General features: G+C 58.0%; 20 protein-coding genes. 8 read left to right on the top strand and 12 right to left on the bottom strand.

Annotation, left to right across the window (positions count from 1 at the left end; translation table 11 throughout):
- The first annotated feature begins 20 nt into the window (after positions 1-20).
- The 8 genes from RBB47_RS20530 (at position 21) to RBB47_RS20495 (ending at position 7,507) form a co-directional block, all read left to right on the top strand.
- Positions 21-890, top strand: coding sequence for a MurR/RpiR family transcriptional regulator (locus RBB47_RS20530; RefSeq protein WP_305987809.1), 870 nt, complete (start codon positions 21-23; stop codon positions 888-890).
- A gap of 178 nt (positions 891-1,068) precedes the next feature.
- Positions 1,069-1,572 (top strand): NUDIX domain-containing protein, encoded by a 504-nt coding sequence (locus tag RBB47_RS20525; protein ID WP_305987752.1) that lies wholly within the window; start codon positions 1,069-1,071, stop codon positions 1,570-1,572.
- Positions 1,565-3,199: a phosphotransferase gene (locus RBB47_RS20520; RefSeq protein ID WP_305987751.1), complete on the top strand. Its 1,635-nt coding sequence runs from the start codon at positions 1,565-1,567 to the stop codon at positions 3,197-3,199. Before RBB47_RS20525 ends, RBB47_RS20520 begins: the two co-directional genes overlap by 8 nt.
- The gene (locus RBB47_RS20515; RefSeq protein WP_305987750.1) at positions 3,192-4,082 is read left to right on the top strand and encodes a GAK system ATP-grasp enzyme; all 891 of its coding nucleotides are present in this window, start codon (positions 3,192-3,194) and stop codon (positions 4,080-4,082) included. The genes RBB47_RS20520 and RBB47_RS20515 overlap by 8 nt, the downstream gene beginning before the upstream one ends.
- The gene (locus tag RBB47_RS20510) at positions 4,079-5,176 is read left to right on the top strand and encodes an HprK-related kinase B (protein WP_305987749.1); all 1,098 of its coding nucleotides are present in this window, start codon (positions 4,079-4,081) and stop codon (positions 5,174-5,176) included. The genes RBB47_RS20515 and RBB47_RS20510 overlap by 4 nt, the downstream gene beginning before the upstream one ends.
- Positions 5,176-5,877: a histidine phosphatase family protein gene (locus RBB47_RS20505; RefSeq protein ID WP_305987748.1), complete on the top strand. Its 702-nt coding sequence runs from the start codon at positions 5,176-5,178 to the stop codon at positions 5,875-5,877. Before RBB47_RS20510 ends, RBB47_RS20505 begins: the two co-directional genes overlap by 1 nt.
- A 20-nt stretch (positions 5,878-5,897) precedes the next feature.
- Complete coding sequence (locus RBB47_RS20500) at positions 5,898-7,235, top strand: metallophosphoesterase (RefSeq protein ID WP_305987747.1); 1,338 nt, start codon at positions 5,898-5,900, stop codon at positions 7,233-7,235.
- On the top strand, positions 7,232-7,507 hold the full coding sequence (locus RBB47_RS20495; protein WP_305987746.1) for an amphi-Trp domain-containing protein: 276 nt from the start codon (positions 7,232-7,234) through the stop codon (positions 7,505-7,507). Before RBB47_RS20500 ends, RBB47_RS20495 begins: the two co-directional genes overlap by 4 nt.
- Positions 7,508-8,009: 502 nt before the next feature.
- On the opposite strand, the gene RBB47_RS20490 is transcribed toward RBB47_RS20495, so the two are convergent.
- The 12 genes from RBB47_RS20490 to RBB47_RS20435 form a co-directional block, all read right to left on the bottom strand.
- Positions 8,010-8,468 carry a hydrogenase maturation protease gene (locus tag RBB47_RS20490; RefSeq protein WP_305987745.1) on the bottom strand — a complete coding sequence of 153 codons (459 nt, stop codon included), beginning with the start codon at positions 8,466-8,468 and terminating at the stop codon, positions 8,010-8,012.
- Positions 8,469-8,482: 14 nt separating this feature from the next.
- The gene (locus RBB47_RS20485) at positions 8,483-9,925 is read right to left on the bottom strand and encodes a Ni/Fe hydrogenase subunit alpha (protein ID WP_305987744.1); all 1,443 of its coding nucleotides are present in this window, start codon (positions 9,923-9,925) and stop codon (positions 8,483-8,485) included.
- A 17-nt stretch (positions 9,926-9,942) separates the two neighbouring features.
- Positions 9,943-10,512 carry an NADP oxidoreductase gene (locus RBB47_RS20480; RefSeq protein WP_305987743.1) on the bottom strand — a complete coding sequence of 190 codons (570 nt, stop codon included), beginning with the start codon at positions 10,510-10,512 and terminating at the stop codon, positions 9,943-9,945.
- Positions 10,509-11,237 (bottom strand): 2Fe-2S iron-sulfur cluster-binding protein, encoded by a 729-nt coding sequence (locus RBB47_RS20475; protein ID WP_305987742.1) that lies wholly within the window; start codon positions 11,235-11,237, stop codon positions 10,509-10,511. The genes RBB47_RS20480 and RBB47_RS20475 overlap by 4 nt, the downstream gene beginning before the upstream one ends.
- Entirely contained in the window at positions 11,234-13,114 is a 1,881-nt protein-coding gene (locus RBB47_RS20470; protein ID WP_305987741.1) for an NAD(P)H-dependent oxidoreductase subunit E, read from the bottom strand. Before RBB47_RS20470 ends, RBB47_RS20475 begins: the two co-directional genes overlap by 4 nt.
- A gap of 358 nt (positions 13,115-13,472) precedes the next feature.
- Entirely contained in the window at positions 13,473-14,633 is a 1,161-nt protein-coding gene (locus RBB47_RS20465) for a M56 family metallopeptidase (RefSeq protein WP_305987740.1), read from the bottom strand.
- The gene (locus RBB47_RS20460; RefSeq protein ID WP_305987739.1) at positions 14,620-15,015 is read right to left on the bottom strand and encodes a BlaI/MecI/CopY family transcriptional regulator; all 396 of its coding nucleotides are present in this window, start codon (positions 15,013-15,015) and stop codon (positions 14,620-14,622) included. Before RBB47_RS20460 ends, RBB47_RS20465 begins: the two co-directional genes overlap by 14 nt.
- 283 nt (positions 15,016-15,298) lie before the next feature.
- A complete protein-coding gene (locus tag RBB47_RS20455) occupies positions 15,299-15,577 on the bottom strand; it encodes a DUF2160 domain-containing protein (protein WP_371932821.1) in 279 nt (92 codons plus the stop codon).
- Positions 15,577-16,374, bottom strand: coding sequence for a carbohydrate ABC transporter permease (locus RBB47_RS20450; protein WP_305987737.1), 798 nt, complete (start codon positions 16,372-16,374; stop codon positions 15,577-15,579). Before RBB47_RS20450 ends, RBB47_RS20455 begins: the two co-directional genes overlap by 1 nt.
- Before the next feature lie 11 nt (positions 16,375-16,385).
- A complete protein-coding gene (locus RBB47_RS20445; protein WP_305987736.1) occupies positions 16,386-17,252 on the bottom strand; it encodes a carbohydrate ABC transporter permease in 867 nt (288 codons plus the stop codon).
- Entirely contained in the window at positions 17,249-18,340 is a 1,092-nt protein-coding gene (locus RBB47_RS20440) for an ABC transporter ATP-binding protein (RefSeq protein ID WP_305987735.1), read from the bottom strand. Before RBB47_RS20440 ends, RBB47_RS20445 begins: the two co-directional genes overlap by 4 nt.
- Before the next feature lie 11 nt (positions 18,341-18,351).
- A complete protein-coding gene (locus tag RBB47_RS20435) occupies positions 18,352-19,416 on the bottom strand; it encodes an ABC transporter ATP-binding protein (protein WP_305987734.1) in 1,065 nt (354 codons plus the stop codon).
- Positions 19,417-19,482 lie beyond the last annotated feature (66 nt).

Raw genomic sequence — 19,482 nt, 5'->3', positions numbered from 1 at the left:
GACACAAGCAGGCCGCACTCATGGAACGCCCTCTTCTGGAAGACATTCGCGACCGCCTGGACGAGTTCACGGCGACGGAGAAAAAGGCGGCGCACGCACTCATGGCGAATTATCCGATGCAGGGCCTGGGCACCGTGGCGGAGTTCGCCGAAGCTGCGGGTGTCAGCTCTCCGACGATCCTGCGGTTTATCGGCAGGCTGGGTTTTCCCGGCTTCGCGGAGTTTCAGAAGAAGCTGCGCGGCGAGCTTGAAAGTCAGCTGAATTCACCGCTCGCACGCAGCGCGACGCTTTCCGACAATCAGAACGGCGATCCCCATGTCGGGCAACTCCTGGAAAATGTGCGTGAGACCTTCGCTCATTTGCCCAAGGGTGAACTGGAAGGTCTGATCAGGCTGCTTGCCGACGAAAAGAAAACCATCCACCTGATCGGCGGCCGCTTTACCGACGGCCTTGCCCGCTACATGGCCGCACATCTGCGGATCGTGCGTTCCGGGGTCAATCATGTCGCCGGCCAGCAGGGAAACTGGCTCGATCAGCTTCTCGGCATGGGCCCCAAGGATGTCGTCCTTGTCTTTGACATTCGGCGGTACCAGACCGAGGTGATCCAGTTTGCCGAAGGAGCGGCAAAACAGGGAGCAACCGTCGCGCTTGTCACCGACAGCTGGATGTCACCCGCCGGCCGCATCGCCGGCTTCGTGTTGCCGGCAAGGGTCGCCGTCCCCTCACCTTGGGATTCCTCCCTGGCGCTCATGGCAATCGCAGAAGTTCTGATCGCCGGTGTGACACGGGAAAACCAGCAGCGGGCGCAAGAACGCATGCGCGCCCTGGAATCTTTGCGCAACGAGATCGATCCGACGACGGACAGCAGAACCGTCGGGCCGGATATCTAGGCAGCAAAGCTCCCGCACCTGACATTTGCTTAGGCGGGGTCGGTTCGATCCATCTTGTATTTGCTTAGCCGTCTGATGAGACTCATCTATGCTTGTTTTGCGGCAGGAGCGGACAACAGGCTGAGAACCGCTAGGCGCGGTCGGTCTCCAAAAGTGCGACTGTCGATGTGAGCTGAATGTGGAGGGCGGAACCATTTCCAATCGATCCAACCCGAATCACCCGGCATTCCGACCCGTCATCCGCTCAACGCCGAGGGCCTTTATCCTGAGCGGGCAAAGTTTATTGGTGCAAGAAAAACAACACCCTGAGAAGGGTCACTATTTCACGCTGCCGGGTGGAAAACAGGATCCGGGCGAAACCCTCCTCGAGACGCTGAAACGCGAGTGCCTGGAAGAAATCGGCGCTGAAATTACTGCCGGCCGTTTGCTCCATGTTGCTGAAATTTATCGAAAAAAAGCCGACCATGGAGAGCGGCAGCATCAACTCGACTTCGTTTTCGAATGCAAGGTTCCGGATGACTATGAGCCTGTTCTGGGATCACACCCGGATCCTCATCAGATCGCGACCCGCTGGATAACAGCCGAAAACGCTCAACAGATACGTCCCGCCTATGTCACAAAACTGTTTTCACTTGGTTGTAGGCGGGACCACGAAGTCTATCTCGGGCCCTTTGATGACTAGTCTGCCAAAAACCATCCGGGAAAATCTCCATTTTCTGTGCGCGGAGATTGACGGCCAGCTGCTTCAGCTCGAAGCCTTTTTCAAGGAGCCGACGACAGCCCGTGCCAGAAGGATCATGGATCGGGCTGGCTATGCCCATAACCTGAAGACGCGCATTCACGCAGCTTGTGTCCGGCAACTGGCGAACACCAAGAAGGACAACCGCAGGCATCTGACCCTGCGCAGCCTTGAATTCATCGCAACCGACCTGCAACGGCTTGCCAACCTCGCACGCCAATCGCTTCGCCATGTGGAGTGTATCGACACGTTCGAAACACTTGTTCCTGGCCGATATCCGTCCATCGTGCGCTGCGTGCGCAGCGGGGTCGGCAAAATCGAGGAGGCTTTTTTCGGCAATGACAGCAAACAGGCCATAGAGATCGGAGAGCTGCAGAAAAAAATCGAAGCCGATTATCGGAAACTGTTCAAGACCTACACCAAGGAAATGAGCAACTCGAAACAACGGTCGGCTGACATCGCCAACAGTCTGCTGGTCGCGAGCGAGTTTCAGCGCATGGGCGACTCCCTGAAGGCGATCAGCGAAGCACTGATTTCCGCCAATATCGGCCAGGCCGTCAATCTGGAACGCTACTTCGCACTGCAGAGCCTGATGTCGGATCTTGAAGGAACAGGCGGTGCGCTGAAGATTGAAACCATTGCAGAGACACGATCAGGCAGCTCCATTTCGGCGATCAAGGACAAGAAAACCGAAGAAGTCGCCGCGGTCTTCAAGGACGGCGAAAAGAACAAGGTGAAGGACGAGCGCGAAGGCGTGAAAAGCTGGCATGCGATCTATCCGGGCCTCGCGCCAAAAATCCTGTCTTATGAAAAACGAAATCAGTCCGCCGCGCTGCTGATCGAGCATTTGCCGGGAATGACATTCGAGCACATCGTCCTGAACGAACCCGAAGAGCTCTGCGACCGCGCACTCGCTTGCCTTGCCCGGACACTCAAGGATGTCTGGAAGCAGACCAGGACCAACGAACCCGCTGAACTTGGAAGCATGCAGCAACTGGCCAAACGCCTCAGCAAAGTGCGCCGCGTGCATCCGGAATTCAGGGATACATCCATCCAGTTTTCGGGTGTGAAGCTTCCTTCATTCGACAAGCTCATGGATGAGGCAGCAGACCGTGAGGCAGCCGTATCGGCGCCGTTTTCCGTCTACATCCATGGCGACTTCAACGTCGACAACATCATTTACGACCCGGGCGAGAACAGGGTTCACTTCATCGACCTGCACCGCTCGCGCTACATGGACTATGTCCAGGATGTTTCCGTCTTCATGGTGTCGAACTACCGGCTTCAGATTCTCGACAGCGTGACCCGACACCGCATCATGCAGGCGTCCCTGGCGTTTTACAAAGCCACCAAGGCCTTCGCGCGCAAACAAGGTGACGAGACATTCGAGTTCCGTCTGGCGCTAGGCCTAGCCCGCTCGTTCGCAACTTCCACCCGCTTCATCTTCGACAAGCAACTCTCCCGGCGCATGTGGCTGCGGGCACGTTACCTGATCGAACAGGCTGTCGCTTGTCCTCCCGGAGAAGAAGCACGGCTCCGGCTGCCGATGAAGGAGATCTTTGTTGACTGACATAAAGATCGGCGTCATCGGCATTCCGGGAAAATGGTCCACCGAAACTCTGGCGGACGCGCTGGAAACTGAAACCGGGTTCCGTTGCGTAGTCGACATGGCCGATGTCGCCCTTGACCTGGAAAACCATGCTTTGATTGCAGGTAACCGGAACCTGTGTGAACTGGATGGTCTCGTTATCAAGAAGATCAGCCAGGAATACAGCCCGGCAACGCTCGACCGGCTTGAAATGTTGCGTGTCGCGGAAACCGCCGGTGTGAAGGTCTTTTCAAAGACAAGCTCGATCCTGGGTCTGGTCAACCGCCTGAGCTGCACCGTGACCCTATCGAATGCCGGCATCCCGATGCCGGCCACCTGCGTTACCGAAAGCGAAGCGGAAGCGCTTGCTGCCGTGATGCGGTTCGGCAGCACAGTCTTCAAACCGCTCTTCTCCACCAAGGCCCGCGGCATGACACTGATGGATGCAAGCATGGGCGTGGACGTTCTGAAGGACAGCATCGCAGCATTCAAGGCCGACAATCCTGTCATGTACCTGCAAAGAAAGGTCGACCTTGCAGGGCGTGATCTTGGCATGGTGTTCCTGGGCGGAAAGTATCTCGGGACCTATGCAAGGGTTGCCCAGACCGACAGCTGGAACACCACGATCCTGCACGGTGGAAAATACGAGCTCTATGAACCCGACGCCAACCTGATCGAGCTCGCACGCAGGGCGCAGGCGCCGTTCGATCTCGATTTTACGACCGTCGATGTCGGCCTGACCGACGACGGACCGATCATCTTCGAGGTTTCCGCATTCGGTGGTTTCAAGGGAGCGCTCGAAGGAGCCTCCGTCGATGCAGCCAAACTCTACTCCAGCTATGTGATTTCAAAGGTGCGTGGATGACCGGAGTTTCCGTTCAGGACGTCGTTGATGCGCTTGGACCTCGCAAGGCAACCAGGGATTCTGACCCGGTTTGCCTCTCGGTGGGTGGTTACGTCATCGAACTGCGCTGCACCTCGGCATCACTTCTGGCTGAACTCCTCAGGTATTTTCAGCACGTCATCACGGCACCGGCTGATCCGGACATGACCGTCTACGCGCTCGGACCGGTAGAACTTCCCTTCACGGTGACCTATCGGGACTGGGCACGCGAGGCGGGCAAGACCGGGCGCAAGGATGCAATCTCGGAACTGGACAATGGTCGGATGATCCTGAAGGTGCGCACCGGTGTCCAGTTTCTACAAGCGCCCGGCTGGGCAATTGCATTCGGCCCGACCGAAGACTACCCCAACCAGGTCATCAATTTCATCAACACCCAGATCCTCAACCACTTTCAGCGCAAAGGCTGGGTTGCCTGCCATGCAGCAGCGGTGAGAACCGCGACACGGGGTCTTGCGATTTCAGGCCTGTCCGGCGGCGGCAAATCCACCACGATGCTGCGTCTGATGGAGGTCGCTGGGACACAATACGTGACCAACGACCGGCTTCTCGTTCGGAGCAGCGAAAACGGCACGAAAGCCCTCGGCATTCCGAAACTGCCGCGCATCAACCCCGGCACGATCGTCACGAATGCGCGCCTCGCGGGCATTATCGACGAGGAAAGGGAAGACGAGTTGAGGACCATGGAGCCGGACGAACTCTGGCACCTTGAAGAAAAATACGACCTATTCATTGAGGATATCTACGGGCCCGGTCGCATTTCCCACGACGCATATCTGACCGATTTCTGGGTCCTGAATTGGTCGCGGGACAGCAACGCACCGACGAATGTCACAAAGATAGACCTCACCAACCGGCCGGACCTTCTCGCAGCCATCATGAAAAGCCCGGGGCCTTTTTTCCAATCGGTGGACGGTTCGTTCTGGACGGACCACACACCGCTGGACGGCGATGCCTATCTCACGGCACTTCAGGGCATTCAGGCCTGGGAAGTGACGGGTCAGATTGACTTCGACGCTCTGTTCGACGCCGGCACCGAACTCTTGGGACAATCTTGATGAGTGATCGTTTTGCCATCCTGCTTAGGCACGGCGCCTATCAGCAGAAACCTGGAACGCCCAGCGCGCTGCAACCCTTTGGCCTGACAGCCGGTGGCAAGCAACAGGCATCTGCAGCAGGCCGGGAACTGGCGGATCTTGCGAAGGCGCAGGGCTGGCATCTAGCGCCCGAAATCTTCTGCTCAAGGCAGCAGCGCGCCTGGCAGACCGCAACAGCGCTCGCCGCGTCCCTTGCTGATGCCACCGGCCAGGAGTTCCGGATAACGGAAGACGAAGCACTTGCAGAGCGCAGCGTCGGCGCACTTGCAAATCTGACCATTCCGGAGATCGAACAGGTTCTGGAAGACGACCCGCGCTTTAAGGCACCACCCGAGAACTGGAAGTCCGACAGCCACTACAAATTGCCTGTTCAGGGAGCGGAAAGCCTGATGGAAGCGGGTGAACGCGTTGCCGATTTCCTGAAAGCCCGGCTCACCGAGCTGCACGGACAAACGGATGCAAATGCCCAGATCTTCGTCGGCCACGGTGCCGCGCTGCGCCACGCTGCCCATCACCTCGGCGTCCTCGGTTTTGAGGACATCCGCCGCTTCAGCATGCATCACGCCAAGCCTGTCGTCCTGAAACTCGGACATGACGAAACCTGGCTTCACCACACTGGAGCCTGGAAAGAGCGCCAGCTCCTGGAATCCGCAATCGACTGACCCGGACGGTAAACCAAAACATGACCGACAGGCTCCTGACCCCGTTCCTTCCCCCGATAGCTCCCGGTGCGGCAGACGATCTCGGAATTCCAGAAAGTTTCGTCCCCTGGCCACTTGAGACGGGACCTGAAGAACGCAGTGCGCCGGACCTGGCAACAAGCCTGGCCCGGGTGAATGCGCTTGGGCCGTGGGACTGGCCGGAAAAGCCGGTTGTTTTCATTTCGGATTTGCACGCGGACGCAGAAAGCCTTCTAAGGTCGCTGGTGGCGGCCCGGGTGATCCTTCGAACTGAGCCCGGACTGGACGAATTCAGGCTCACCGCCTTCGGCAAAAGCTGCCAGATCATCATCGGGGGCGATTGCCTCGACAAGGGCCCGAGCAATCTTGATCTGCTCGAAAGCCTTGCGACGCTGATGAAGTCAGGGGCTGACATTGTCCTTCTGGCCGGTAATCACGATCTGCGTCTTTACCTTGGCCTCGAAGCCTTGACCGTAAAACGCGGGTCGCTCAATGCACACATGTTCGTGCGCATGGGCAAGAAGGTCATGCCGCTTTTGAAAGAAGTGTTCGATCGGTATGTCGAGACGGATGAGGTGCTCGCGGGTCTGCCGGACGAAAAGACCTGCCGCAACCTGATGATCCCCAGCAAGAAATGGACGAAGCAGTTTCCCAAGGCCGCGACCCGCTACCTCAACGACGCAGCAATCCGCAAGGAAATGCGCCGCTTGAAGAAGAAAACTGAAAAATTTGCAGATCACGCGAAAGAGGTCGGGCTGTCCATGCGCGAACTCTACGCTGCAGCACTGAAATGCCGGGATCTCTTCATCGAACCGCACGGTCGATACGCCTGGTTCTTCCAAAGCATGAAGGCAGTCCATCTGAGCGGGTCTCTCCTGTTCGTTCACGCAGGCATCGACGACAGCATGGCCCATCAGATTTCCACCAGGGGAATTGCCCATGTGAACCGTCGCTTCCGGAAAGAGAGCCGCAAAGATCCCTTCGTGTTTTATTCCGGTACCGTCGCCAATCTGATGCGCACAAAATACCGGGACATTGACCACCCCCTGACGCAAAAGGGCGTTGAAGACCTGCACCTTGCCGGCATCAAGATGCTGGTGCATGGGCACATTAACCGGCACAGCGGTCAGGAACTGACATCCAGGCACGGTCTGTTGCACCTGGAGGCGGATATCACTCTTGACCGGCATTCCAGAAGCACGGAAGGTTTGGAAGGGATCGGTACGGGAGCGACAATCATTCATCCGGACGGCAACATTATCGGCATCAGCCGCGACTATCCGCATGCCAAGCTGTTCAACCCGATTGAAGCCCTTGAGCAACACGGATGGACGCCATGATGGAACGCAAGGGCCGCTTCCGGCACCAATCCCTTCAGGACAAGAAATCGATCCAGAAAATGCTGGACGCGGTCAAGCGCGGCATTGCCAAGGGTGAGTTGCAGTTTGGCGATGATACCGGCGATATCACTCTGGAACCCAATGGCCTCATGAACCTGCGTGTCACCGCAACGATAGAAGACGACCAGTCCCGGCTGGACCTGCGCATCACCTGGACCCATGACAGCCAGGACAAGAAAGACAGTGGAAAGCTGAAGGTCAAAGGCGGGTAAGCGATCGGGCTGCCGAGCGTTCTAATTGCGACCTTGTCCCCACGGTTTGGCGATTTCCTGTCAATTGTACACTGGGTGTCACCCCGGACGGAGCAAAGCGAAGATCCGGGGCCTACTCAATCGCAGAGTGGTTCTCACGAAGAACACTGCACCGCTCAAGCGCTTCGACAAGGTGAAACGCGAGTGGCCCCCGGCTCAGCGCTATCGCTTGGCCGGGGTGACTAATCGTGCATGGCGAACGACAACACGGTAGCAATTTGGCATCTGCCCTCGTTACCCGATCTCGGGCGGTGCAGGCGAAATTGTCATCCCGGTTTGGCGCAGCCAAGACCGGGATCCAGTATCCACGGTTCCAATTGGTTCGGACGTGTTTGTGATTACTTGTTCCCGGCCTTCCGCTTCGCTGCAGCCGGGATGACAACGGTGTTAAATTGACAGCCAACTCGCCCTGCCAATCCGGATCTCCAGCAAATTGAAAGTGTCAGATTCTCTGCGCGCTCTGTCACGCGGTTGCAGCCGCAGACCTGGGCATCACCTGTTCCAGCCACTCAAGAAAGAATGTCTCTGCCACAGCAAGGTTTGCCCGCGCCGTTGCTGACAGGCCTTCTTTGACCTCGCCGAACTCCGTCCCGGTTATCCCGAGCACAAATGCTCTCGGCCTTGCCCCATAGAGCGTCTCACAAAGCGCCAAAACGGATTGCGGGCTGAGGCTGTGGCTTCCAAGAGCCTGGGGAACCCCAGGCTCGAGTTCCTGGAAGGAATAGGCGTCGACGCCGCCGATTTCGGCATCAACGAAAACAACAACATCATGCGTCGAGATTGCCAGCGCGTGTTCGGCGACAAGTTGATAGTCCGTGTCGACCGCCAGCCCGGACAGATTGCGTGCTGCCATGGCTTCGGAAAAGGCGGGCCCCAGTCCGTCGTCGCCGCGCCCCGGATTGCCATAACCGATCAAGAGCATTCTGCTTGCCCTGGTCACATGCACTGCGCCTTGCGGTCGACCAGATCCCCCTGCGCATCGAAGAGCTGAACCTGCAGCGGCATCTGGCCGAGGGCATGGGTCGCGCAGGAAAGGCAGGGGTCGTAGGCGCGGATTGCCACTTCGACATGATTAAGCATGCCTTCCGTAATCTGCTCCTGGCCGGACAGATGCTTGACCGCAACATCCTTGACTGCCCGGTTCATGCCTTCGTTGTTGTGGGTCGTCGACACAATCAGGTTGCAGTAAGTGACCTGGTCGTGCTCATCGACCTGGTAGTGATGAATGAGATTGCCACGCGGGGCTTCGATCACCCCGATGCCCTCTTCCCGCCGGTCCCCAGGCGCAAGGAGGTCCGTTCCCTGCAAGTCCGGGTCGTGCAACAACTCGCGGATCTTCTCGACACAGTGCAGAACCTCGATCATGCGCGCCCAGTGATTGGCGAGCGTCGAGTTGTTCGGCGAGCCGCCCGTGACTGCCTTGAGTTCCTTGTGGGCCGCCTCGGCAAGCGGCGTGTCGATAAAGCTTGCCGTGTTCATGCGCGCCAGCGGACCGACCCGGTACCAGCCGGCTTCAGGCCCGAGATCCGTGATGAAAGGAAATTTCATGTAGGACCAGGACCGGACATCCTCGACGAGAAGGTCGTGGTAGCGCGTATAGGGTTCCTGGTCGAAAATGATGCCGCCTTCTGCGTTCAACGCTCTCAGGTTTCCGTGATAGAGGTCCAGCGCACCATCACCCTCGCGGACGATGGACATGTAGTTGGACGGGAACGACCCGAAATCAGCGACGATCTCTTCATGTTCGAGCGTGTAATCCCGTGCGAGCCGGACCGAGTCCTCTGCCCAGCCAATCATCTCGTCGATGGTTGACAGAAAGTGGTCACGCCGCTCAATGGAAAGATTGGCGTTTATGCCGCCGGGAATGGCGCCGGTCCCGTGGATCTTCTTGCCGGCGGTGGCTTCGATGATTTCCTGGCCGTATTTGCGCATCAGCACGGCACGTTTGCCGAGCTCCGGCTGCTCCTTGATCACCTCGAAGATGTTACGCTTTTCCGCCGGCGCTCCGAAACCGAACAGAAGATCGGGTGCTGCCAGGTGAAAGAAATGCAGGACGTGGCTCTGCATCACCTGGCCGTAATGCATCAGACGCCGCATTTTTTCTGCAGTGGGCGTCAGCTGGTCGACACCCGCGATCATGTCCATCGCCTTGGCCGCGGCAAGGTGATGACTGACCGGGCAAATGCCGCAAAGCCTTTGCACGATGACGGGAACTTCCCACATCAATCGGCCCCGGATGAAGCGTTCGAATCCACGGAACTCGACAATGTGCAACCGGGCTTCCTCGACCCGGTTTTCGCCATCGAGATGGATCGTGACCTTGCCGTGTCCCTCCACGCGGGTAACAGGCGAAATTTCGATCATTCTGGGTTCGGTCATTTCAGAGCCTCGTCCCCTTAGTCAAACTTGATCATCTCGGGCTCAAACCCTCGGAACTTGCCGGTCAAAAGCTTGGTCAACGTATCGAAGATGATGTCGCCGCTCGGCGCACAGCCCGGTATCTGATAGTCGATCTCAACCACCTGGCTGCACGGATAGACTTCATCCAGAAGCAGCGGCAGCGCCGGATCATTTGGCACATTGTGCGTCGTGTTCCGAATGTAGCGGCCGGTGATATAGGCCTCGTCCAGACATTCGCGAAGCGGCGCGTCGGAATGCATGATCGCGTTCCGCATTGCCGGCAGCCCGCCCATGATTGCGCATTGCCCGAGCGCGATCAGAACGTCGCAATTGCGCCGGAAGTCCTGCAACACATGGACGTTTTCCTCGTTGCAACATCCGCCTTCGATGATGCCGATATCGCACCGCTCGGTGAAACGCTTCTTGTCGGTCAGCGGCGAGCGATCGACATCAACCAGTTTCATCAGTTCGATCAGCCGCTCGTCGATATCGAGGATCGCCATATGGCAGCCAAAGCAACCGGCGAGAGACGCTGTTGCGATCCGGGCCTTCGGGAGCTCGCTCATTTGCGCTTCTCCTCGATTTCGTGACCGATAAGGCCCTTGTCGAACTCACGTTCACCGATCGGCGTGACGAAGCCGACACGTTTGCGGATGATGCAGCCAACCGGGCAGACTTCGCTGGAGATGGCGTGATCGGTGACCTCGGCATCGGTATCGGCAAGATCCTCGCCATTGACGGCGACACGCCGGTGAATGCCGCGGCCGACATAGCCGAAGACGCCCTTGCCGTCGACATCCTGCGATGCACGGATGCAGCGTCCGCAACTGATGCAGCGGTTGGTGTCGAGCGCAATATCCGGATGAGAGGCATCAAGAGCCCGGCAAGGTTCCAGATAGGGGAACCTGGTCGTTTCCGTCATGTCGAGCCGGTAGGCCATTGCCTGCAATTCGCAATTGCCGCTGGCTTCGCAGATCGGGCACAGGTGATTGCCTTCGTGAAACAGCATCTCGACCAGATCCCGGCGCATCTTGTTCAGATGTGGCGTTTCGTTTTCCACCGACTGCCCCGGAGCTGCCGGCTGGGTGCAGGCTGCGACACTACGCCCACCGGCCTTGACCGTGCACACACGGCAGCTTCCCTGGTGGCGCAGTCCCTGATGGTCGCACAGGCGCGGAATGTAAACGCCCGCTTCGTCGGCGGCTTCCATGATCGTCTGGCCGGCATAGGCCGTCACTTCAACGCCGTCGATCGTGAAGGCAAAGCCCGTTTCCTTCTTCGTCCCGCTCATTGCGTGAAATCCTTGTCGAAGATGTAGGAGCGGCGCTTGGCGATCTTGCGGGCGCCATCGATGGCCGACTGAATGTCGAACGTGTCGCGGATGCGGTCCTTGTTCGGTTTCGTGACCACCGAGTAGACCAGCGGAAAGTTTTGCAGCGTTGTCAGGATCGGGTTCGGCGACGTCATGCCAAGACCGCACCGGCTGGTCTCGATGATCGTCGCCGACAGGTCCTTGAGATAGTCGACATCTTCCGGGTTCGCGAGACCCTTGCGGAACTTATGAATGGCCTTTTGCAGGAACACATTGCCGACCCTGCAAGGCGTGCAGTAGCCGCAGCTCTCATGCACGAAAAAGGACATATAGTATTCGACAATCTCCAGGATGTTGCGCTCACCATTGAAGACGATAATGGCACCCCCTGTTGCCAGGTCATCAAAAGTCAGTTTGCGGTGGAAGCTGTCGCGGGCAATCATCGTACCGCTTGGGCCCCCAACCTGAACCGCGGCAGCGTCACCGCCGCCGACCATCTCCAGAAGCTCCCAGACGCTGTGGCCGTAAGGCAGTTCATAGATACCCGGGTTCAGGCAATCGCCGCAGACCGAAAAGAGCTTGGTTCCGTGCGAGCCTTCGGTTCCCATATCGTGGAACCATTTGGCGCCCTTATCGAGAATACGCGCGGCATGGCAGAAGGTTTCGACGTTGTTGACCACTGTCGGATAGCCGAGATACCCCCGATTGACAGGGAACGGTGGGCGCGTCTTGGGTTCGCCCGGCAGGCCTTCGCAGGAACTGATGAGAGCTCCCTCCTCGCCGCAAATATAGGCGCCCGCGCCCAGTTGCAGGCGGATATCGAAGTCGAAGTTCTTGATCCCTAAAATCGCCTTGCCGAGAAGATTGCGCCGCCTTCGCTCTTCGAGCACCTGCTCCAGAAGTTCGCGCAGGTATACATATTCGCCGCGCAGGTAGAGGATGCCGTGACGAGCACCGACGGCTCTTGCGGCAATCGTCATGCCCTCGATCAAAAGATGAGGACGTTCCGTGAGCAGAACACGGTCCTTGAATGTGCCTGGCTCTCCTTCGTCCGCGTTGCAGATGACATAGTGCTTTTCAGCCCGCTCGCTGGCGGCGAAACGCCATTTGCGGCCCGTCGTGAAGCCCGCCCCGCCGCATCCGCGAAGACCGCTTTCCTCAACCGCTGTGATGATCTGGGTTGGTGTCATCGCGGCGGCCTTGTTCAGCCCGGCATCTTCGGGAACCGGGCCAAGCAGAACTTCTCCCGCATGGCGGATATTGTTTTCGACCATGCGCAATGCGCGCTCATGCGGCGTCAGATCCTTGAAGCGGTCGCTGACAAGCTGTTCCGGAGACGTTCCTTGCTTGAGCGCTTCGGCAGTCGACTGAGCTGTTTCAACAGTCAGACCGGTCACTATGACATCGTTGATCATGACGGCAGGCGCCTGGTCGCACATGCCGATACAGGGTGTGTATTCCAGCGAGAATTCACCGTCCGGACTTGTTTCTCCGGTCTTGATCCCGAGCACGTCCTCAAAGGCTTCAACCACATCTTTCAGGCCGCAATACCGGTCGACGATGTCGTCGCAAAAACGAATGGTGATCCTGCCCTTCGGTGTCAGTGACAAAAAGGAATAGAAGCTGGCAACGCCTTCCACTTCGATCCGGGTCAGCCCGGTTTCCGCTGCAATCATGTCCATGGTGGACGGCGCTATGCACCGGTAACGGTCCTGCACCTCCCGCAGAATATCGAGCATGCGGTGCTGATCGTTTCCGTGCGCGGCGCAGATCGCGGCAATCTCAGCTTCGGGTATGGGCGCCACATTGCAGACCGGACTGGCAACGCCGTTCGATCCGTTCTGACCATTATCCATGGCGCATCTCCTCTCCGATCTGTCTCGGCCGCAAGCGATGCACTAAATCGATTTGAGGCCTTCCTGAATTGCAGCACATGATGAAGAGGTTCCGCAACAAAGACGTGAAATTTCTTAGCTGCTACACGCTCCCAAAACTGACGCGGATCGTCTTTGAGCAATATCAACTATTCTGAAATCAGGCAGGTGGCCGACCATAAATCACAGCCGGACACTGTTTGCGGACGCGCAACGACATCGTTCGCCGAAACGGCGCGGCGAAGCAAGCTTGAGCTTGTGGATCGATGAGAGATAGTCCCAGCACACGCGCGCCGGGCGGCGACCGCCCGGCCTACCGGCTTGAAAGCCGCTGTCTGTTTCAGCGCAAGGGGCGCTGTCCGAATGTCGGTGTCGATCGGTCCATACGGTCGAGATTGATGATCGTCGACAGCATGATCCGGTCCTGGCTCCAGTCCGCCGGCTTCTGGATCGAAAGCGCAGACAAGAACACGATCGCGATCATCGGCAGGACGGCCAGACAGACAAAGCTCCAGTGCGGACGCAACCGGTCCTTTTCCAGAAGGGCTTCGACCCGTCGGCGCAGCTTCTGGGCAGGCGATCTGCGCAAGACCCGATCCTGAACTTCGATGAGCGCAACGGCTGCAACATTGCCGACGCGATCCTTGGCTTTGAGAAGCTCTCTTTTCCTGAAACCCGCTTGCGCAGCACGCAGGAGACACATGCAGTAGGACTTCAGGTCCACGCCGGCTTCTTCGGTCACCTTCTGGTCGCAGGCCAGCTCACGCAGCCGCTCCACCTCGGATTTCCAGACATAGAAAAACGGGTTCCAGAAGAACAGCGGCCGCAGAAACTCCAGCCCTATTTCCCAGGTCACATCACCCTGGCGCACGTGCTGCAACTCATGTTTGAGAACGAGCTTCAGATCTTCAGGACTGGCCAGAAGATCGGACGGAAGAACGACGTAGTGGCGGTAAAGACCTCGTGCTGAAAACGGAACGAGAGCCCTGTCCGACAGGAGCAGACTAACACGCCCCGACCTGCGCCATTTGTGGCACCCCGACAGCATGCGCCTCAGCCGCATGACACTGATCGCAAGCCGCGCCGAGAAATAGGCAAAGCCTGCGAGCAAGAACAGGTCGATTGCCATCCCGACGCCAGGAGCAAACGTAAGAATGCTCTCCGTCACCCGGCTTCGAAGCCCGAGTAGGGATTGGAAATCCTCCGCCGGGATTGCGATGCCGCCGCGCAGATATTGAGAGACGGCATAGTCGGCAAGGTTGACCGTCCCGGCGACCGGGACAACGTTCGCAACCTGCATATGTTGATAGACCGCCACCGCAAGCGGCGACAGCACCATGACCGCGAACAGTCCATTCAGAATGGCAAGCTGATAGTTGAAAGCCAGTTTTCTGCCGAACCGGTTCAAAGCCAACTTGGCGGCAAGCCAGATGATGGCCGTCAAGGCCAGCGTAATGTTGAGATCGACATAAATGTCGAAGATCTGGTTAAGTAGCGTCATCTGTCCTCCTCCTGTCCAGCAACGCTCTCATTTCCTCCAGGTCGTTCTCAGAGAGTTCGTATTCGTCAACGAGCCGGGCCACGAGTGACGTCGGCGTGCCGTCGAACAGTTTTTCAGACAGGTTTCTCAGAGAACGGGACTGGTAGGCATCTTTGGTCAGCCGGGGGGTATAGATGAATGTTTTGCCTTCTTTCCGGCTGTCCACGAAGCCTTTTTCATCCAGGATCCGCATGATGGTGGCGCACGAGGTATAGGCAAGCTGCCGATCGGACGGTAGCGATGCCAGGATATCCCGCACAGAGCCTTCGCCGAGTTTCCAGAGTTCGGTCATGAACTCAAGTTCGACTTCAGTCAGAAACTCGTTGCTTTTACGCTTTCTCATTACAGCCCTGTGCCGCCTGCGGTATGGATGTGGCTCAGGCCGTGCCCCCGAAAACTCCGGTGGAATTTATGATTGCACGCCCCTGACACCTATTCATGCACGATCGGGTGCCAAAATACTATTGTTTTAGTTGGTCCCGACGATTTTCAGTTCCTTGTCAACTTTGTCATTTGCTGCCCCGCACGGAACGCAGTGAAGATCCGGGGCCTTGTCACCCCATCTCCATTCCGGGTCCCGGATCAGGTCCGGGACGACACCGTTTTGCTATCGCGTCCCGTCCGCTTCACACCTTCCAGAAACAGAACGTCCCCCAGGCGATACTGAGCGCCAGTGGCCACCACAACGGTTCACCCATCAGCCCGAGCCAGGCCAGGAAGATGTAAGCGGTGCCCAGGAGGGTGATGAACAGCCGATCGCCGCGCGTTGTTTCCAGCCCGAGCACACCCTTGCGGGCATGTCCTCCCGGAAACTTGATTTCCAGCACTGTCAGGAAGCCTATCGCGGAGAAAATGCCGACGAACAACAGCGCCGTCGGCCAGGTCCATGCCATCCAACCCAGCATCATACCCTCCCCAGGGCAAAGCCCTTAGCAATGTAATTGCGCACGAAATAGATGACGATGGCGCCGGGAATGATAGTCAGGGTCCCGGCGGCCGCCAATAACCCGAGTTCATAACCCGCGGAGGAAGCGGTTCGGGTCATCACGGCGGCAATTGGTTTCGCCTCAACGGCTGTCAGCGTCTTGGAAAGCAGCATCTCCACCCATGAAAACATGAAGCAGAAAAAGGCGGCGACACCGACGCCTGACTTGATGGCAGGCAGAAAGATGGTCGCGAAGAAACGCGGGAAGGAATAGCCGTCCACATAAGCGGTTTCGTCCAGTTCCTTGGGCACCCCCGACATGAAACCTTCCAGGATCCAGACAGCCAGCGGAATGTTGAACAGGCAATGCGCGAGCGCGACGGCAATATGCGTGTCGAACAGTCCGACCGCCGAATAAAGCTGAAAGAACGGCAACGCGAACACGGCAGCAGGCGCCATCCGATTGGTCAAGAGCCAGAAGAACAGATGCTTGTCGCCGACAAAGGAATACCGGGAAAAGGCATAGGCCGCCGGGAGCGCCACCAGAACCGAGATCACCGTGTTCATGGTCACGTAGATGATCGAGTTGATATAGCCCCAGTACCAGGTCGGGTCGGTCAGGATCTCGATATAGTTGTCGAAGGTCCAGGTTTGCGGGAACAGGGAGAACCCGGCCAGGATCTCATTGGTGGTCTTGAAACTCATCGCGACGAGCCAGTAGATCGGCAGCATCAGGAAGAGAATGTAGAGCGCGGGAACCAGACTTTTGAATCTCATGACGGTTCTCCTCAGGACTTGTTATCGTTCATCGTCATCAGCGTGTAGAACAGCCAGGAGGCCAGCAGCGTGATGGCGAAGTAGATGAGGGACATGGCGGCCGCCGGGCCGAGGTCGAACTGACCGAGAGCAATCTTCACCAGGTCGATGGAAAGCAACGTGGTCGAATTGCCCGGCCCGCCACCGGTCAGGACGAATGGCTCGGTGTAGATGTTGAAGCTGTCCATGAACCTCAGCAGAATGGCGATGGTCAGCACCGTCTTCATCTTCGGCAGCTGGATGAAGCGGAACACCGCCCAGTTGGAGGCACCGTCGATTTCCGCAGCCTGGTAATAGGCATTCGGGATCGACACCAGCCCGGCATAGGCAAGCAGCACCACCAGCGACGTCCAGTGCCAGACATCCATGACGATGATCGTCACCCATGCGGCAACCGGATCCTGGGTCATGTCATAGGAAAGGCCCAGCGTATGGTTCATGAAGTAGCCGAGCAGGCCGATGTCCGGCAATGTGAAGATGTTCCACATCGCACCGACCACATTCCACGGGATCAGCATCGGCAGCGCCATCGTCACCAGACAGAACGGCACCCAGGGCCCCTTGCGCGGCATGGCCAGCGCGATCGCGATCCCGAGTGGAACCTCGATGATCAGGATCAGGAATGTGAACAGGAACTGGCGCCCGAGGGCATTGTGGAAGCGCTCCGACTTCAGCACCTGCGCGAACCAGTCGAGCCCCTGCCAGAAGAACAGGTTGTCGCCGAAGGTTTCCTGGACCGAATAGTTGACCACGGTCATCATCGGTATCAGCGCGTTGAACGCGACCAGGAGAAGCACTGGCGTTACGAACAGCCAGGCGCGTTGATTCTGGGTCTTCACTGGACACCCTCCCCTGGCGTGCTTGCCAGCCAGCCGTCTTTGTAAAGCCGAGTCTGCGATTGCTTGAATTCAAGGCTTACCTGGTCGCCGGCGTTCGGCGCCTCACCTTCCAGGATCGCGTGAATGCGCTTGTCGTGCGCGATCGCCTCGACCACCTTGTGGCGCCCGATGTCAGCGACCTTGCGGACGCGCGCGGAAAGGCCATGGCCGTTGGATGACACCCCGACGAATTCGGGTCTGATCCCGATCTCCGCCTTGCCGTTGCTGACGTTGTTCAGCGGCCCCTCAAGGTTGATCAGGTCACCGCCGAAGAACGCACCGCCATCCTTGACGTCGCAAGGCAGCACATTCATGCCGGGAGAGCCGATGAAATGCCCGACGAAGGTGTGTGCCGGACGCTCGAACAGTTCCACGGGCGTGCCGATCTGGACGATTTCCCCGTCCTGCATCACTACAACCTGGTCGGCAAATGTCAGCGCCTCGGTCTGATCGTGGGTCACGTAAATCATGGTGGCTTTCACCCGCTGATGAAGTTCCTTCAGCTTGGATCGCAGCTTCCATTTCAAATGAGGATCGATCACGGTAAGCGGCTCGTCGAACATGACGACGTTGACGTCCTGACGCACAAGCCCGCGTCCCATGGAGATCTTCTGCTTGTTGTCGGGAGACAGGTTCGCCGCCCGCGTCCGCAACATGTCGGTGACTTCGAGCATCTCGGCGATCGCCATCACCCGGTTTTTGACCGTCTCTTCGTCCCGGCCGCGATTTCGCAGCGGGAATGCCAGATTGTCGTAGACCGTCATCGTGTCGTAGATGACCGGGAACTGGAACACCTGCGCGATGTTGCGTTTTGCCGGAGGCAGATCCGTCACATCCTGATCATCGAACAGGATCCTGCCTTCGGAGGGAACCAGCAGCCCCGAGATGATGTTCAAGAGCGTGGACTTGCCGCAACCGGACGGGCCGAGAAGCGCATAGGCGCCTCCATCTTCCCAGGTCAGGTCGATTTTCTTGAGCGCATAGTCCGCGTCGTCCTTCGGGTCGGGACTGTAGCTGTGACGCAGGTTGGAAAGGGTTATTTGTGCCATGATGTCCCTCCTCAGGCGACCAACTCGCCGTCAGGCGCGAAGAAGAAACAATGGCTCGGGTCCAGATAAAACGCGTGGACCTCGCCAACGAAATAGGGATGAACACCGGGCGACAGCGACACCCAGGAATGCCCGTGCAGATCGAAATGGGCACTGCTTTCAGAACCGCTGAGCTCGGTGACCTGCACATGCCCTTCAAGACGGACCGAATGAGCGGCCGTTTCCACCGGCATCACGTGATTGGGACGGATCGCAAGCGTATAGGGCCCATCCTTGATACCGGCGACACTTTCGGAAGCCTGCCAGCGGATATCTTCGGTCAGGATCACCATGTCGCCCTGCTTCGTCACCGGTGCGACATTGATCGGCGGGTTTGAGAAGACCTTCGCAGCGTCCAGATCCTTCGGCTTGCGGTAGATCTCCGCAGTCGCGCCATACTGGACGACGTTGCCATCTGTCATCAGAGCCGTATGCCCACCTAGCAGAAGAGCTTCTTCGGGTTCGGACGTGGCATAAACAACGACTGCACCACGGCCTGCAAAGAGATCCGGCAACTGGTCACGCAACTCTTCGCGGAGCTTGTAGTCCAGGTTGGCGAGTGGTTCGTCGAGAAACACAGCGTCGCTTTCCTTGACAATTGCGCGCGCCAGTGCGGTGCGCTGCTGCTGGCCGCCGGAAAGTTCATGCGGCTTACGGCTGAGATAGGGTTTCAGCTTCATGAGGTCCGCTGCCTCTTCCACCCGTCCCGCAATTTCGGATTTCGCAATACCGGCGATCTTGAGCGGCGAGGCAATGTTGTCGAAGACCGACATGTGCGGGTAGTTGACGAAGAACTGGTGCACGAGGCTGATGTTGCGCTTTTGCGCAGACAGCTTTGAGACGTCCTTGCCATTCAGGATAATCTGGCCTGAAGCGAGGCTGTCGAGGCCGGCCATCAGCTTAATCAGCGAGGTTTTGCCTGCACCCGTTTCTCCAAGGAGAACGTTGAAGTGGCCCGGTTGCAGGGTCAGGGTCGTGTCCTTGACATGGGTTATGCCCTGCACACGTTTGCTGATGTTTTTAAGTTCAAGAGACATATGATCTGCCCGCGTCCGGACCGGGTTTAATCGGCGAACTCAAGGGGTCGCCGCCCGTCACTTTCG

Source organism: Roseibium sp. MMSF_3544, from assembly GCF_030732845.1.
Classification (GTDB): Bacteria; Pseudomonadota; Alphaproteobacteria; order Rhizobiales; family Stappiaceae; genus Roseibium.
The sequence above is the reverse complement of the archived record's forward strand: the minus strand, read 5'-3'. Positions and strand labels throughout refer to the sequence as shown.